The 16,755-nt window shown below is 38.1% G+C and carries 13 protein-coding genes; 3 read left to right on the top strand and 10 right to left on the bottom strand.

Features of this window, described 5'->3' with window-relative positions; genetic code table 11:
- Positions 1-443: 443 nt before the first annotated feature.
- The 7 genes from ISU02_RS16195 to ISU02_RS16225 form a co-directional block, all read right to left on the bottom strand.
- Positions 444-1,220, bottom strand: a complete 777-nt coding sequence (locus ISU02_RS16195) for an AraC family transcriptional regulator (RefSeq protein WP_194702894.1) — start codon at positions 1,218-1,220, stop codon at positions 444-446.
- Between the two features lie 14 nt (positions 1,221-1,234).
- Positions 1,235-1,819 (bottom strand): LysE family translocator, encoded by a 585-nt coding sequence (locus ISU02_RS16200; protein WP_194702895.1) that lies wholly within the window; start codon positions 1,817-1,819, stop codon positions 1,235-1,237.
- Between the two features lie 183 nt (positions 1,820-2,002).
- Entirely contained in the window at positions 2,003-3,118 is a 1,116-nt protein-coding gene (locus tag ISU02_RS16205; RefSeq protein ID WP_194702896.1) for a YARHG domain-containing protein, read from the bottom strand.
- Between the two features lie 44 nt (positions 3,119-3,162).
- Positions 3,163-4,692, bottom strand: coding sequence for a DUF7309 domain-containing protein (locus ISU02_RS16210; RefSeq protein ID WP_194702897.1), 1,530 nt, complete (start codon positions 4,690-4,692; stop codon positions 3,163-3,165).
- 136 nt (positions 4,693-4,828) lie between these two features.
- Complete coding sequence (locus tag ISU02_RS16215) at positions 4,829-5,545, bottom strand: SWIM zinc finger family protein (RefSeq protein ID WP_194702898.1); 717 nt, start codon at positions 5,543-5,545, stop codon at positions 4,829-4,831.
- Positions 5,545-8,196 carry a DEAD/DEAH box helicase gene (locus ISU02_RS16220; protein ID WP_194702899.1) on the bottom strand — a complete coding sequence of 884 codons (2,652 nt, stop codon included), beginning with the start codon at positions 8,194-8,196 and terminating at the stop codon, positions 5,545-5,547. The genes ISU02_RS16215 and ISU02_RS16220 overlap by 1 nt, the downstream gene beginning before the upstream one ends.
- 232 nt (positions 8,197-8,428) lie before the next feature.
- On the bottom strand, positions 8,429-9,292 hold the full coding sequence (locus ISU02_RS16225) for a LysR family transcriptional regulator (protein ID WP_194702900.1): 864 nt from the start codon (positions 9,290-9,292) through the stop codon (positions 8,429-8,431).
- Between the two features lie 472 nt (positions 9,293-9,764).
- Between ISU02_RS16225 and ISU02_RS16230 the strand changes: the two genes are divergently transcribed.
- On the top strand, positions 9,765-10,934 hold the full coding sequence (locus tag ISU02_RS16230) for a threonine synthase (protein WP_194702901.1): 1,170 nt from the start codon (positions 9,765-9,767) through the stop codon (positions 10,932-10,934).
- A gap of 42 nt (positions 10,935-10,976) precedes the next feature.
- The gene (locus ISU02_RS16235; protein WP_194702902.1) at positions 10,977-11,522 is read left to right on the top strand and encodes a cysteine hydrolase family protein; all 546 of its coding nucleotides are present in this window, start codon (positions 10,977-10,979) and stop codon (positions 11,520-11,522) included.
- Positions 11,523-11,605: 83 nt separating this feature from the next.
- Here the strand turns inward: ISU02_RS16235 and ISU02_RS16240 are convergent, their stop codons facing one another.
- The 3 genes from ISU02_RS16240 to rsgA form a co-directional block, all read right to left on the bottom strand.
- Positions 11,606-12,475, bottom strand: coding sequence for a DMT family transporter (locus tag ISU02_RS16240; protein ID WP_194702903.1), 870 nt, complete (start codon positions 12,473-12,475; stop codon positions 11,606-11,608).
- A gap of 211 nt (positions 12,476-12,686) precedes the next feature.
- Positions 12,687-13,490, bottom strand: a complete 804-nt coding sequence (locus tag ISU02_RS16245) for an N-acetyltransferase (protein WP_194702904.1) — start codon at positions 13,488-13,490, stop codon at positions 12,687-12,689.
- A 1-nt stretch (position 13,491) separates the two neighbouring features.
- Positions 13,492-14,616 carry a ribosome small subunit-dependent GTPase A gene (gene rsgA / locus ISU02_RS16250; protein ID WP_228727854.1) on the bottom strand — a complete coding sequence of 375 codons (1,125 nt, stop codon included), beginning with the start codon at positions 14,614-14,616 and terminating at the stop codon, positions 13,492-13,494.
- A gap of 736 nt (positions 14,617-15,352) precedes the next feature.
- On the opposite strand from rsgA, the gene ISU02_RS16255 reads away from it, so the two are divergent.
- Positions 15,353-16,684, top strand: a complete 1,332-nt coding sequence (locus tag ISU02_RS16255) for a uracil-xanthine permease family protein (RefSeq protein ID WP_194702905.1) — start codon at positions 15,353-15,355, stop codon at positions 16,682-16,684.
- The last annotated feature ends 71 nt before the right edge of the window (positions 16,685-16,755 follow it).

Raw genomic sequence — 16,755 nt, forward strand, 5'->3', positions numbered from 1 at the left:
AGTGTCCCTATTCGTGTATAGTATATAATTGCAGCAAATATTATTGTAGGTACTTGTATAGGAGCCTGGTTGGAACGCACCTGTGGAGGCAATGTTTAGTATCTTACCTCTACCTGCCAAATACATATCTGCGATAAATAACTTGCACAGTTCCACAATATTGATGACATTGAGAATCATCATATTTTTGTCCTGCACCAACTCAATCTGTTCCGTCTAATGATCTGTACTAACACTTTCATTATATAATTTTCAATTAAATCTTTCCACACGCATATAGGTGGATACAAAGTCATTGTATAAATAAACCTTTATCACAAAATAAAAATTCCTCATCATATCCATTCTTTCAGGCTAGCGTCCTCTCGGTTTTATAAACCGCTGAGGATTGCCTTGCAGGATGGATATGATGAGGATTTACATACTCAGATTTGCTTATGCGATCAACTCATATGAGTCATGTATTCAAATGCAGTTATGCCATACACATTCTTGAAATGTTTGTTAAGATGGCTGATATCGGTAAAGCCACAGGCTTCAATTGCTGTGTAGACGTCTTTTTTCTCTTCTATTAAGCGACGTGCATATTCTATCTTGCTGTTTAAAAAATATTGATAGGGTGAGATGCCAGTTGCTTCTTTGAACGCTCTAATAAACTGAAACTTGGACATGCCAAATTCATTGCTTAAGTCTTCCAATTTCAATACGCCACTGTAATTTGAAGTGATGATTTTCTTAGACTTCTTTATCAATGAAGGCTCTTTTTTATAATTATAGTTAATTTCCATCTGAGAAACACCCTCTGCAACTTGCATGAGTAAGTCACTGCACAGTGCGTCTTCTTCATGATTGAGAACGGCCTTTGTAAGATTAAGAATTTTACTTTCTAATTTTGAGTTATAAACAATGGGTTCATTGAACAGAATCGGTTCTTTTTTCCCCAATATTTCCATCATCAATTGCGGATGAATATAGAGCATTACATAATCAATGCCCGTTTTATCGTAGGCGCTGCCATCATGAGGTTGTTCTGGATTAAAGAGCATGATCCCATTGCGGTGAGAAGAAAGCAACGCGCCCTTGAGATGATACTGCTGAATCCCACTTAGAGTTACACCAATAGCATATTCTTCATGAGAATGCCTCTTATAGCTAAAATCTGAGAGATGAGCAGACAAAGCCATAATCTCAGATTGTTTTTTATAGATAAACTGGTCCACTTAAATCTCCTCCTTTAACTTAATATGCCTGATACCATTATAGCAGAATAGACTAAAAAAAGGGACATCAACGTATTGGCCAGTTTCCTATGCTTTTCTAGATGCTTTTGAATGAGCATCCCAAAGGCAACCCAACTTAGAAAAGCGGCACATCCTATGGCACTGATCAACAGTGCAAATCCAAGGATTTGGGGCCAAGCGTTATAATAGGGTAAAACAAAACTTGGAATCACCGTCATGGTAAACAAAATCACTTTGGGATTGATCAGCTGCATAATAAATCCGAATTTGACAGAAACCACTTTTGAGTTTTCTGCGCTTTTTACATCCATATGATAAATTTTATAAGCAAGATAAAGCATATATAAGCTTCCAATAATTTGCATAATCCCAATGATTTTAGGGACAACAGCTACCAAAAATGTATTGAGTACAGCGGATATGCCAATCATAATGCTAAAGCCAATTGATGCTCCAATGACAAATTCAATTGCTCTATTTTTTCCATAATTATGGACCGTAGACAAAATCATTATATTGGATGGTCCAGGCGTAAAAGTCACAATAATGCAATATACCATGAAAGAAAGAAAATTCAAAAGATACACCTCCCAGTGCGTTTTATGAATTATACTTTAAAAGCGGGTTTGTTGCATAGTACATTATTGCAGGGAATTTGTGTATAGAAACACCTTGTTAAGTGCCAACACTTCGGACAAGAATCCCCGCTTTTTTTCAAAACACTGTGGATTGTCCGCTTTGATAGCGTTTAACGAGGTATGTTAATCCCCATAATACATTTCTGTGACTTCGTCGAAATAGGCTTGCATAAGGCCAAAGTATCTGCCAAATTCATATGGGCTCTCTTCTTCTACATATAGGATTTCTGAATTTTCAGGATGTGCAACCTCAATGATTTTTAGAGCCGCTTTTTCCCCTTTTTCAGGCTTTGATTCAATGGGCTCTATTGTAACCTTTGTCCCTTTCGATAAAGCGCCCACCGTCTTGGACAACGTAAATTCTGGATAAGTGATCTCTATAAGATTTAATTTGCCTTGATTGTATTCAAATAAACCCATCTCATAAATATCATATTGGAAAGTCTCTAACTTTATATGCCCTTTGCCATCTGCCTCATGATCAAAATATGATGTTGATTGAGCGCTTACAATTGTCCAATCTTGTGTTTCAGGATTATAACGGCAGAGTGCACTGGTGTAGTCCGCACTTGGTCCAGCATCATAAAGTAATAATTCTCTTTCACCATCTGTAATGTCTATATCCGTCACAAGAGCGCCCATATAGGAGTCATCCCAAGGATACCATTTTTCTTCAGCATCAATCAATTTTGTTATTATTGATGCATCCACGGTGACATGCTCTTTTATGCCATCTCCATCAAAATCAACCTCTAAAATATTGGATGAAAGTTCTGCTTTTTGCTCCTTTAAAAATGCTATATTTGCCCTTTCTACTTCAGAAAAATCGGCTTCACTAAAGTTTTCATTAACTTTATACCACGATTGGCTCTCAAAATATTGTTTCCAATACGCATCTTTAAACGCATAGCCTTTTCGCGCGTAGATTTCATTGAGCCCTACTCTCAACATAAGTGCATCATAGCCTGCAATGTCTTCTAATTCTAATTTTATTTGATCACTGTTTTCAAATAAACAGACTTCAGGTGAGGCCTCTGATGGTGAGCGCTCTGACTTTGATATTTCTGTGGCACTTGGCGTTTCTGTTTCTTTCGGGACAGATGCCTCTACTGGATTAGACACATTTGACGATGTCCCTTCTGATTTTGTCTTATCCACTGGTATAAACTTACTGCATGCTGTAAATGTCAGTAGGCAAATCAAGAGTGGGATGTAGATTAATTTTTTATTTTCTTTCATATGACCTTCCCCTGTTTTAAGGATTTTTTCTGGTTTAGTTTGGTTTAGTTTGGTCCACTGCCTAAAATTTGATTGACCATGCCGTCTACAAATTCTGATGCCAATAAGAGTTGCTCATCATATTCAATCTCAATTTCAAGTTCTAGAAGAATCGGAAAAATAGATTGAATGACTTCTTGATTTCTGAATAATACTTTTTGGGGTTTCTTGCCTTGAGTCATTAGAAGTTCATAAAAGTAAGTTTGAAATTCCATTTCAGATGCCATTGGCTCTGAGATATAGTGTCCAACAACTTGCTCACTTTCACGGTCAACAATGACCAAAACAGAAGGAAAATGTGCTAAGTACGCACTGTCTTCTTCAAAAATCGGACTTGGTAAATAAAATTGTTCAACTTCCCAATGCGCTTTACTCAATTTGGCCTTTTTCTTGAGTTTTCTCAGAGAAAGCTCATCATAATAACTTGCAATATCTATTGAATGGTTTAAAATAGCTTCAATCTGCTTGAATTCGTAATTCACTTTGCCCTTTTCTGAAATTGTCATCGCGAAGATTTGATCTTTATCAAACCAATCTCTGAGTTGCTTATTTTTCTTTAAATACCTAAAGGTAGAAAGCGCTGCATTTAGGAGTTCTGTAAGGTCAATGAGTTCAATGACTTCAAGAGGGCAAGCCAACATACCTGGATCTTGAACTCTTAAGTAAGGCAGTTCTTTTGACGATTTAAAAGAAACCCCTGACCTTGTGATAAACGCCCGATCTATTTCATCTAATTGGTCATCCTGATCAAAATGAAGCGCAATGTAAGATTGGCTTGCTGCAATCTGATGAATATCTTCATTGGATTCACCCAACATCTTAAAAGCGTTTTGAAGTCCACGGGCACCTTGATAAAATATAATGCCTCGACTCATATTGCCACTGCCAATAACACTTGCATAATAAATCTCATCCGTGATTGGCAATGAAAGTTCAATGATATCGGTCTCTGCGAGATATAACCATGGTTTCTCCTTATAAACAACAGCAGCTTTTGTGTAAAATTCATTCAAAAGTGCATCGCATTCATCTTCATCCAACATCCCAGCGTTGAAAAAATAATCATGATCATCTACGATTCCCAAGGGATCGTCAAGGTCTCCAAGCCTATCAGAATTAAAATAATCTATAAAGTCATCGGCGTAGTTTATATTTTCAACAATCTTGATCCATTTAGATTTGTTATTCTTAATCTCCGAAACAAATTGATCATAAGCCGTTTTATCCACCACCTGTGAATCCAGTAAAAATTTATAAAACTTCTTAAGAGAGGTCATGGAATCGTTATAAGCTGTTTTCGAAACCCAAATAAATTTCTCTACAAACCACTCCGAAAAAAATTCATCGATCTTTGACATCCCTTGAGATGTAGGCGTCGGTTTCTCATAATTCAAAAACTCATTAATGTAAAATGCTGCATTGCCAACATGTTTCTCTACTGTTTTTTCAGATAATTGACTCGCTATTAACGCTTTTTCAAATTCAATCAGATACTTTTCATTCTCTTTCAGTATCCCGTTCAATTTTTTAACCATGATATGCCCTCTCCTGTCTTTTTATTCTTGAATCTATTCATATTCATTTCTATTTCTGTTTCTGTTTCTAATTCTGTTATTAGTTTTATCGCTTTAAATCATTGTTCTATGGACACGACATTGCTTATATGATCTACTAAAGCCCAAACAAATCGGATACATCCTCGTCTGCAATTTCGCGTTCACTTTTCTTGCCTGCATTTTTAAGCATATTTTCAAGTTTACTCTCCACAGACTTTCTGATAAGGGCTTGGCCATCTAAGTCTCTCAGCTCAAAAAACAGCATGGGGTCCTGATCCAATTTTGCGCCGATGCCATATAAAACAGCTGCCACATGCTTGCACATGTAAGCCCAGTCAGGGCAACTACAGTCAAAGTGAATTTCGTCTGTCGATGGAAATAAACCATATTTTTTTTCAGTAAACAATACTGCCAACGCTTTTGGAAATTGCCCCTCCAAAAGTTGTTCTAGCGAATCTATTCTGTGATTGCAAAGCTCTATCACTTGTGCCCAGTTTTGGCTACTCAATGCATTTATAGTGATCTTGACTTCGTAGGGTTTGGAAGTACTGCCTTGAACCTTTGCATTTACAATCCCTTTGGAGATCTTTAAGTCCAAAACACTCCCATTGCGCAAATAACTTTTGCCCCTTGCGATTCGATTGCTATAATCTGCATAGCTTTCAAGATTCAAATTCCATGATTTGCCCCACCAATTCTTTGCGATGGTTTTTCCCTCAATGAGGATAGGTTCAATATCAGGATTTTTCTTTTTAAGTTTTTCAAGTGCATGACTTGCATTGGCTTTCTTTTCTGCCACAGATACATATTTCGGAAATCCACGATAGCCCATTATAAATCACCACCCAGCGCAAACAGCTGCATCAGTTCTTCATTATTATACTCTGTAAGCCACTGTTCGCCTGTTGAACTTAAAATATCTCCAGATAATTTTTGTTTTTCTTCAATAATGGCATCAATCTTTTCTTCAATGGTGCCCTTGGTGACAAATTTATGAACCATGACGTTTTTAGTCTGTCCAATACGAAAAGTTCTGTCTGTTGCTTGGTTTTCAACGGCTGGATTCCACCACCTGTCAAAGTGAATCACATGATTTGCCGCTGTCAAATTGAGTCCAACCCCACCTGCTTTCAGTGAAAGGACCATGTAAGGGACATAATGCTCACCATTGAACTGTTCCACTATCTCATTTCTTTTTTTCACAGGCGTTCCCCCGTGAAGTACAAAACCTTCTTTTAAAAAGATTTCGCTCAAGAATTCAGAAATAGGCGCCGTCATTTCTCTAAATTGTGTGAAAATGAGAACGCGCTCTCTCTTCTCATGTATGGTTTCACATATAGCTCTCAATTGCTCAAATTTACCACTATGTGCCTCTTTATATGCCTCTAGACCAAGATACTGATCGGGATGATTACAGATTTGTTTGAACTTCATAATACTGGACAGAACAAGGCCTTTGCGTTCAATCCCTTCGGTCACGTCCAATTTCTTTGAAATTTGTTCTAGTAACTGCTTGTAAAGTGCAATCTGCTTTTTAGATAAGGTCGTATAAGCATTCATTTCCAGTTTATCCGGTAAATCAGCGATGATGCTCTTATCTGTTTTTAACCGCCTGAGTATAAAGGGCTGAATCATCTTTCGAAGCTTGGCATATCCGGTCATGTCCTCCGCAAGGCCTTTCGTAAAGTTTGTGAATTCTTTTGGCGTTCCGAGCAGCCCTTGATTTAAGAAATCAAATAGAGACCAAAGATCCCCTAATTTATTTTCAATAGGCGTTCCCGTCATGGCAATTTTCATTTTTGCGGGAATCGCTTTAATCGCTTTGGTCTGTTTGGTTCCAGGATTCTTTATGGCCTGAGCTTCGTCCAAGATCAAATAAGTCCATTGCTTATCTTTAAGTGCTTCAAGCCGAACTGCCATCCCATAAGTGGTGATGTGTAAGAACTTGTCTTCTCTTATTTGAAGGTTTTCCGAGTTTTTCAAATCACTTTTATGAAGGATCTGATACGGCATATCTGGTGCAAATTTTTCGATTTCTTTTTTCCAGTTGCCTATTAAAGAAGCTGGTAACACAAGAAGTGCTGATCCAGCGTTGTGAACTCTTTGATGTTCTAAAAAGGCGATCATCTGAACGGTTTTGCCAAGCCCCATATCATCTGCTAAACAAGCTCCAAATCCGAGCCTTGACATCTGGTTAAGCCAGTGATAGCCCGTTTCCTGATAGGCTCTTAAATTTGCATGGAATGAAGGTTCTGTATCGACTTTTTCAATCTTATCTGGGTTTTTTAGATTTTCTTTCACGGTTCTAAGCCATTGGCCATTCGAAATGGTAATTTCTAAATCATCTTCTTGAATCTCTAAGAGCTCATGCACATTGAGTTCCATCCTCATGGCATCACTGAGAGACAAAAGCTTATCCGTTTTAAGCCTCTTTACTTTGTTAAAAGCATCGAGTACCGCTTCCAGCTTATTTTTGTTGATTTCAACCCATTTGCCTTTATATTGGACGAGGCCTTCACCCATCTCTAAAAAGGCACTTAATTCTTGCGGTGTTATCTGCTCATCACCAATAAGCAGTGAAGGTTCAAAATCCATAATGGCATCAAGTCCAACCTTTGAAGGTTCTTTTGCCCCCACTGCAACTGATACACTGACAGAATTGTATTTCTTCTTCCACCAGTCCGGCACTCTGCACATAATGCCCGCTTCTTCATAGATTTCAATCTCTTTTAAAAAGGTATAAGCTTCATCTCCAGTGATCTTTAAAGGTGAAAACAATTCGCCACTTTCGAGTAAGTCCGAGATAAAGGCACTCTTTTCAGCCGCCTTAATCACGGTTGAAATAAGTGAAAACAACTTTTTTTCGTCCCCATCAAATTCTTTTAATGCATTTTTAAGGGGCGTATGGACTGCACGCTTACTTTTAACGGGTTTTGTCGAATACGTTGCCATAAAAGCAAATGGATACTCACCGTCTTTGTTTTCAACCAAATGAAAAAAGACTCTCCCCACAATGTTGATATGCGCATTGTGTTCAGCAAAATACCGAGCAACAGTGCCCTCATACACTTTTATTTCCGTTTTAAAAACATCAAGCAAGGATGCCCATAAACCTTGAATCCATTGATCATCCACGTATTCCATACCGATTACAAAGGGAATTTCCTCTTTTAACTTCTGTAGCTCATCTGCCCCGAGTTCAACTTGAACCGTCTCTCTATTAAACTCAATTGCCGATTGTTGGCTGAGTTTTTTGATCAAAAGTGTTGCGATATGGTAAAGATACTCGATTGAAGGTGAAAACCAACTCTCTTTTTCTAGAAATCCCAAATGAAATAGAGCACCATACTTATCCGCGTCAAATGCCTCAGTCCATTTTTTGATGTTTTCATCTGATTGATTTTCAATTTCATCCATTACAAAAGCTTCTGATAAAAAGTACGCATTTAGTAAATGTATTTTTGATGCTTTTAGACGTGTCATTTATATTTGGCTCCTATTTTTTTAATCTTACTCTTTAAGTTGTACAAAGTAATTATCATATTTAGATGCGTTTCTTGTCATTTATGTTCCTATTTATGTTCCTATTTTCTTCACCATTATAGCATCCTTTTATAATGAGTAGTATGGGAAATACGCTATATCGCGTACTTGTTTTAATTGCATCATATGGTAGCTGGTGGCTCATTTTTTTGATTTTCAACACTTTAACTGGCTATTCACATTCCAATAGCCACTGTTTTACAGCTTCTGATGTCAATCTTCGCTTATTGATCAAAATGTAACTCTCTATGCATGGTGGACTGCTCTCAAGTAATTTCACTTCAATAAGTGACCCTGCCTCTAAGTTTTTTGTGACCATTGATTTCAACATAAAGCCATAGCCAATACCCGCTTCCAAATAAGCGATGGTGTTGCCACTGACGTTAATATCCATTGCATAAAGATAGTTTTTAGGAAAAATGGTGTAAAACCACTCTTTAAATGACTCTGTATAAATCGCCGATTTCCATAGTTGAAGAGATTTTAAGGTTTCATTTGAAACGCCTTCAGAGTTACATTTGTTTTGGGCACCCGTCACCAAGATGATTTCATCATTATGAAAAGGCTCACAAGTGAACTGTGATGATTTAACATCCCAATAAGTAAAGGCAATATCCAGTTGATTTTCATGAAGTCCCTGTATCAATTCTTCACTGTGTCCAATCATGACCTTGACGGAAATTTTAGGATTGTTTTGGATAAACTTTAAAATCAAATGCGCCACATGGCACTCATAGATAGAATGTACCACACCAATTGTCAGCGTATCTTGGTAAATTTCCAACTGTTTTAATTGAGATAATGCGGTATCTTGTAAGGATAACAGTTCTTTTGCATAAGGCAAAAATGCCTCACCTTTTTGAGTGAGCTCTACTGTTTTATTCGTCCGCGTGAAAAGTGTCTCGCCTAGATTGTATTCAAGTTGCTTAATTCGACTGGTCACTGTGGATTGAACGACATGAAGCTGCTCTGCTGTTTTTGTGAAATTCTTAAATTGTGCCAGATAAATGAAAGTGATTAATAAATTATAGTCCATATGCTCGTACTCCTTACTATCAAAGTGTATACTCAGTCCGCTTCGCTACCTTCGTAACCCAAAACTGCATAACGGCAACCTGTTAAGGTTACATACTCAGTCCGCTTCGCTACCTTCGTAACCCAAAACTGCATATCAGCAACCTGTTAAGGTTACATACTCAGTCCGCTTCGCTACCTTCGTAACCCAAAACTGCATATCAGCAACCTGTTAAGGTTACATACTCAGTCCGCTTCGCTACCTTCGTAACCCTTGCGCAATCCGTTAGGATTGCATTCAGTGGGCGTTTGGACGCCCACTGAATTAGGAAGATGCCCCCCATTTTGAGAAATGGGGAGCATCTTCCTCAAGGGTTATAATCATTATTTTCGATCGTTGTTATGTGTATTATTCGTTAGACAACTGAAATATCCTCTTTTATAATGAAAAATATAAATAACAGTGACAAATTCATAAATGGAGGTTTTTAAATATGTACACTATAAATCCAAATATTGAATCTCTTTATTGTATCAAATGTGGCAAGACATATCCCTTGGCTGATTATTATTTAGGCTGTCCACAATGTTTCCATAAAGGTGAAAATGCGGCTTTATCTTTTAACTATAATTCGCTTGAACACAATCCCTCAACATCTAAAGGTATCCAAAAATACAGTGAAACATTACCTTATACAAGTTTGCCAACACTTGGGGAAGGCAATACGCCTGTTGTAAAACATGAAGCTTTAGCTACTCAATTAGGCCTAAAAGCGGTTTACTTAAAAAATGAATTTCAAAATCCTACAGGTTCACACAAGGATCGAATGAGTCCTTTAGTCATCGCTCGAGCTCTAGAACTGGGCAAAAAAGGGGTTGTGGTTGCTTCAAGTGGTAATGCTGGCTTCTCAATAGCGGCGTATGCTGCAAACTCTGGTCTTCAATGTACAGTCATATCACCTCGAACAATCAGCAATATTTATCGTACTGCTATTGAATCTACTGGTGCCAACCTCGTCATACTTGATGCTGAACAAGACACAACGCAGGGGAGATGGGCCTACATGCAAAATTTAGTTGAAACACAAGATTTATATCCCGCTACGAATTATATATTGCCGCCTGTTGGCAGTAATTGTTTCGGCGTGCAAGGGTATAAAACCATTGCCTATGAAATTTTTGAAGACTTTGGCGATTCTATTCCAGAGTTTATATTCGTACCCGTATCCAGAGGCGATCTCCTCTGGGGTATTTTTGAAGGTTTCAAAGAAATACACCAATTAGGCTATATCAAAGTATTGCCAAAATTGATTTGCGTAGAACCCTTCGAACGTGTTACTCAGGTGCTTAAGGGTGCAGATTATAGGAGTCGATTTCAGGGTAACTATGCTTTAACTGGTTCTATTGGTGGCAATACGGTCACTTATCAAGCCTTAAAGGCTGTCCAAGAATCAGGTGGTGATGCAATTGCCACTTCGCAAGATGATGTTATTGCAAGTGTCAAAGCGTTTTCAGAAGCGGGTGTATATCTTGAAACATCTTCAGCCGTTACGATCAATGCCTTGAAGCTTGCCATTTCAACCCATAAATTGGATAAAAATAGTCGAGTTCTCATGATCGCAACTTCAAATGGTTTTAAGAATGATCCAAGTATAATGAGATAAATTATGCAATGAAATAAATTACTATAAGAGAGGATAATGATTATGAAAAATATTGCGCTACTCATCGTGGATGTTCAAACGGCTTTAATTGATGAACATCCCTACAACCAAGATCAGTTCATAAAAAACATCAATGATTTGATTTCTGAGGCGAGAAAAAACAATAAAGAAGTCATCTTTGTAAGACATGATGATGGTGAAGGTTCTGAGCTTGCACTTGGAGCCCCTGGATGGGAAATCTATAAGGACCTCCATGTATTACCTGCTGATAAGATCTTTGAAAAACAATACAACAGTGCTTTTCACAAGACTGATCTCGATGCCTATTTAAAATCTAAGGACATCGATACACTTGTCATAATGGGGCTTCAAACAGAATACTGTATAGATGCCACTTTGAAACAAGCCTTTTCTTTGGATTACGAGGTTTTAATTCCAAAGGATACAAATACGACTTTTGATAACGACTATTTATCTGGAGAAAAACTTTATGAATTTTATAATAAAAACATTTGGGCTGGACGCTTTGGGGAAGTTTTAGAAGTTGAAGTGGTTAAGGAGAAGTTGACAAAAGTACGACAAATATAATATGTTGCTATATCATGCCCTATTGAATTATGAAAACACAAAATGAGCATTCTCAGTTTATATGAAAATGCTCGTTTACTGTTTTACGAATTGTTTATACGGTCCTTCTTGCCCTTAACTTGCCCCGCAATTGCAACACTTACTATCACAATCCCACCCACAATCTCTCGAATCGCCGGGATTTCTCCAAGTACTATAAAGGCCAACACGATCCCGTATACAGCCTCTAGCGACGAAATAATCCCTGCTAATTGTGCTGAAATCGTTTTCAAACTGCCGATGAATAAGGAATGTGCTAGAGCCGTGGTAAAAACACCTAAAAAAATCAGCAGACACAAATCTATGACCGTGGGCATTGCGTGAATTGAGACTGCAAATGGCAGCAAGAAAAAAACTGCTGTAATCTGTTCATACATAGCGACAACTGTACTTTCATAAACGGTTGAGAGATATCGATTAAACAGTGTCAAAACCGCATACGAAAAAGCTGAGAATAACCCGATCACAATACTCAGTGTCATTTGATTATTGAAGTTAAAATCCGGAAAAGTAATGCCTATGCCCACTAAGATGAGAAAAGCCATTATCACATTACTCATTTTGAGCTTTTCTTTAAAAACAATGGGCTCAAAAAATGTTGCGAATAGTGGAAATGTTGCAAACGTAATCGTGCCGATGGCCACTGATGACATTTGAATCGACTTTAAAAAAGACCACCAATGTAGCGCCAGGACCACACCTGCCAACAGCAAAATAATAAAATGCCGTCTGTCCTTAAGTCTAAGCTCTTGATGTCTCACCACACAAAATATAAGCAATGCCAAAGAGGAAAATAAAACTCTTCCAAATGTAATTGCAATTGCAGGCAACATGATGAATTTAGCAAATAACCCTGCCATACCAAATAGGAAAACAGAAAAATTTACGGATAACAGCGCTTTATTCCGGTTCATATATAGACTTCCTTCGCTAAGATCATTTCCGATCCTCAAGTTATAATTCTTTATAGTTCTTTGTATATCTTTTGTGGAATTCTTTTTCATTATATCATCTGACCACTCGCATTTTAACTGTCAATTTAAAGCAACAGGCTAGCCTAGACTTTGAATTCTAAATTGAAGGCTAGCCTGCTGCTTATTTAAACCTATTATTTAAACCTATTATTCAAATTGATAATTCTTGATACTTAAAAATAAAATCGAAGCAATCTCGTCTTGGAATAAGCCCCGCACTTTCCATGCTCTTTTTAGAGTTATGGTTGTAATACCAACACCCGGAGTGTGCCTCTAGCCCTTTTGATTCAACCACACCCTGCAAGTGCTTTAAAATACATGCTGCATAACCTTGTTGTCTCTTTTCTTCAAGCACATACATCCCAACACTGCCAATAGTAGAAACCACTCTCCCGTATTCAATGACACCGAAGCCAATAAGCGTCTCCTTTTTTTCCACCAAGTAAACTTTATAATAATTGCTCCCATTCAACACTCTCTCGGCAGATTCTGCCTCAAAGAAATCCTCTGAAAGTGTAAATAACTGTGTATCTTCAATAGTCTTAGCCTCTCTGAAGGTAAGATCATGTTGGTATTGACTTTTAAGGGGTCTATCGGTATAGATAGAAAAATAAGCTTGTTTTTCAATTCTTAAAAAATTGTCCATGCAATGGCTTAAAAAGAATTCATCTCCAGTTGCCACAAAGGCATTCGTCACTTGTTCAAACTGTTTGATGCGTGCGAATAAGGATTGTCCGTGATGAGCATATGCTGTCCTCACGTAAAAAAGCGTTATCATGGATTGCTCATAAATGGCAAAAAATCCAATGGGCTCATCGTCAAGTATAAACTGATAAAAATGACTTGCCAACACATGATCTTCCCAATAAGAATCCACAGTGATCTTGTTTTGCTCAAAATAAGTTCTCACTTCAAGTTCGATTTCATTCCATTCACACCTTTTACACTCAATCATTCTAATAGTCCTCACTTTCATGTCTGATGATCCTATTTTTATTTTCCCTTTTCACATGATAATGGCTTTGTGCCTTATCCAACGCACGTTCCTTTTGTTTCATTTTCTGTTCTAAATGCTTTTGTTCTCTCTGGAGCTTCCGCCAACTTTCCCAGTGTTCATGTTTAAGCTGTCCAGACTTTAAAGCCTTTTGAACAGCACATCCCGGTTCATGCTTATGACCGCAGTTATTGAATTTGCATGATGCGATTAACTGTTCTATGTCTCCAAAGTGATGTGACATGCCCTCTTCTGCATCCCAGAGTGCAAGAGATCTCATGCCAGGAGTATCCAGTATCATGCCACCTTCTGGTAAGAGTACTAATTCTCTATGCGTTGTCGTATGACGCCCTTTGCTATCATCTTCACGAATATCTTGTGTCTCCAAAATATCCGAACCGATTAAGGTATTCACGAGTGTGGACTTGCCCACACCCGATGACCCTAAAAGAGCCACGGTTATCCCTTTTTTGAAATAGGGTTTAATGGCCTCTATGCCCGCCCCTGTAAGTGAACTAATCGCGTGTACATCCACGCCCACAGCAATTTCATGAACCGTTTGAATGTGCTTTAAAAAATCATCGCAAAGATCACTCTTTGTGAGCACCACCACAGGCGTTGCGCCACTTTCCCATGTGGCGATCAAATAACGTTCAAGTCTTCTAGGATTGAAATCTTTGTTCAGCGATTGTACTAAAAATACGATATCCACATTCGTTGCCACGATCTGTTCCTTGATTTCAGTGCCCGAAGCCATTCTCGAAAATTTCGTTTTTCGATCCATAAGGCCTTCAAAGTGGGCTTCATCCTCTTGATATTCATCTGCTGTCATGATCACCCAATCGCCAACTACAAGTTGTAACGCACTTTGCGTCGGTCTTTCCAACCACTTCTCACCATTTTCTGTAACCACTTTAAACCTTTGACCATAATCCAACAGAATCCGGCCTCGAAGCAATTCTTTCTCTATGGTTTCCCGATGATTTAAAATTTCTATCCACTGTGATTCAAGTTGTTCATGCCACCCATAAAGGGTTAAATCCAATGCTTTTATATTCTCATTTTGCTTTTTATTTTGTTTTTTCAAATTGGCCTCCTTGGCACTATAAAAAATATTTGCGTCTATTCTATATTGTTTTCTATCTTCAAATTGTTCTTCACCATTTTTTAAGTTAATAGCAACCACCTCCTTGAGATTATATTATAATTTGACATAATATGGAATTTAAAACACCTAAAAAACCCGCAGAACGATCTTCTGCGGGGTTTATTATTCGTATTATCATTGATTTCAAACTGGATACAGATGTATTACTCTGCAAAAAACTGGTTCGGCAAACAATGATTAATTGCTTTAGCTGCTAAAAAAGGGCATAAAAAAACACGCCTTCTTCGCGCGCACATTCTCCACGTTATAGATTGCTCAGATTTTGGCGCTGTGCCCTATTTCAAGTCACAGTACCGATTATTCAGTTATTGTCTTAGGACCACACTTAACAATTTTTTCATAATAAATCTCCTTCCTTTGCTTTAAAAGCATACATTAAAAGCAATAGTACGCTTTTATCTTAAAACACATGTTGCTGTTTGTCAAGCAATTGCATTATTTTAATTTTACTCTAGCATTCAGTAAAACTTTCAATAACGCGAACAATTTTCTTATATTTTTTTCATTGTTCTATTGACTAACGGATATTTAATCATTAAAATAATTTAATGTAAGGTATTATAGAGATATTATAAAAATTCTTTTCTAGCGTTATGGATGTTAATGAAATGAATACGGCAAATTAAAATGACTTAACTCATGTTTAGGAGGACAAATGGAAAAAAGTAATGATATCTACAATATTGACGGTGTACCCCCGTTGAAAACGGCAATTCCTTTGGGATTACAACACGTTCTAGCTATGTTCACTGGCAATGTGGCTCCCCTTATTATCCTTGCTAACGTGCTTGGCTTGCCTGTGGCAGAGAGATCTTTTCTGATTCAAGCAGCTATGTTCGTGGCAGGATTAACCACTTTGATCCAACTCTATCCAATTGGTCCCATCGGTGCGCGCTTGCCGATCGTTCAAGGGACAAGTTTTGGTTTCTTGCCAACTTGTATTGCAATTTCCGCTAAGTACGGTCTTGCTGGTATTTTAGGTGCTACTTTTATAGGTGGCTTCTTCGAAATGGGACTTGGCGTATTTTTAAAACCACTCAGAAAATATTTTCCACCCGTTGTCACTGGAACTGTTTTATTATCTATCGGTCTGTCCCTACTGCCAACTGGCATCAAATATTTCGCTGGTGGTGTTGGTGCCGCAGATTTTGGATCGCTTTCAAACCTATTACTTGGAACCATCGTTCTCGTTACCATTTTATTTTTTAAGCAATTCACTAAAGGCATTACGAGTATGTCTTCCATACTCATCGGTTTATTCGTAGGTTATCTCGTGGCAATACCAATGGGCAAAATAGACTTTTCAGCTGTGGGTTCAGCGGCTTGGTTCGCATTCCCTACACCTCTTAAATTCGGGATGACATTTCATCTTGATGCGATCATTGCCATGCTCTTAATGTATATTGTCACAGCTGTTGAAACTGTAGGCGACATCTCAGGCATCACTATGGGCGGCGACAATCGTGAAGCCACTGATAGAGAGCTCTCTGGCGGTGTCATGGCAGATGGTCTCGCAAGTTCTATCGCTGCTGTCTTCAATGTACTTCCAAATACTTCTTATAGTCAAAATGTCGGCATTGTCACTTTAACAGGTATTATGAGCCGTTTCGTGGTTGCCATGGGTGCACTTTTCTTAATCCTAGCAGGCTTGTTCCCAAAAGTCGGAGCTATTGTTGCTGTTATGCCTTCAAGCGTTTTAGGTGGGGCTGCCATTGTGATGTTCTCCATGATCGCCATCAGTGGCATCAACTTGATTACGAAAGATGCTCTTAAGGGTAAAAACAGCATCGTGGTTGCAGTTGCATTGGGCCTTGGATTTGGCCTTGGCTCGGTTCCAGAGGCATTGGTTAATCTGCCAGAAACTTTAAAACTAATCTTTGGGGGTTCTGGAATCGTTGTGACAGGTCTCATCGCCATTTTCCTAAACATCATCTTGCCTGAAGATGATGGCGTAAAAAGCGAAACCCTACAAGAAAATGCAGCTTAAATTCTGAGTTAATGCATTCATTAAAAGCCTCAAAATCTTTGTGCCATAAAAAAATGGAACTGAGAGTTTGA

It is taken from the genome of Fusibacter ferrireducens (assembly GCF_015352425.1).
Classification (GTDB): Bacteria; Bacillota; Clostridia; order Peptostreptococcales; family Acidaminobacteraceae; genus Fusibacter_A; species Fusibacter_A ferrireducens.

Excerpts from the sequence above, each read along its gene's own strand:
- ISU02_RS16205 (WP_194702896.1), bottom strand. The coding sequence starts at position 3,118 with ATGAAAGAAAATAAAAAATTAATCTACATCCCACTCTTGATTTGCCTA.
- ISU02_RS16210 (WP_194702897.1), bottom strand. The coding sequence starts at position 4,692 with ATGGTTAAAAAATTGAACGGGATACTGAAAGAGAATGAAAAGTATCTG.
- ISU02_RS16215 (WP_194702898.1), bottom strand. The coding sequence starts at position 5,545 with ATGGGCTATCGTGGATTTCCGAAATATGTATCTGTGGCAGAAAAGAAA.
- ISU02_RS16220 (WP_194702899.1), bottom strand. The coding sequence starts at position 8,196 with ATGACACGTCTAAAAGCATCAAAAATACATTTACTAAATGCGTACTTT.
- ISU02_RS16225 (WP_194702900.1), bottom strand. The coding sequence starts at position 9,292 with ATGGACTATAATTTATTAATCACTTTCATTTATCTGGCACAATTTAAG.
- ISU02_RS16230 (WP_194702901.1), top strand. The coding sequence starts at position 9,765 with ATGTACACTATAAATCCAAATATTGAATCTCTTTATTGTATCAAATGT.
- ISU02_RS16235 (WP_194702902.1), top strand. The coding sequence starts at position 10,977 with ATGAAAAATATTGCGCTACTCATCGTGGATGTTCAAACGGCTTTAATT.
- ISU02_RS16240 (WP_194702903.1), bottom strand. The coding sequence starts at position 12,475 with ATGAACCGGAATAAAGCGCTGTTATCCGTAAATTTTTCTGTTTTCCTA.
- ISU02_RS16245 (WP_194702904.1), bottom strand. The coding sequence starts at position 13,490 with ATGATTGAGTGTAAAAGGTGTGAATGGAATGAAATCGAACTTGAAGTG.
- ISU02_RS16255 (WP_194702905.1), top strand. The coding sequence starts at position 15,353 with ATGGAAAAAAGTAATGATATCTACAATATTGACGGTGTACCCCCGTTG.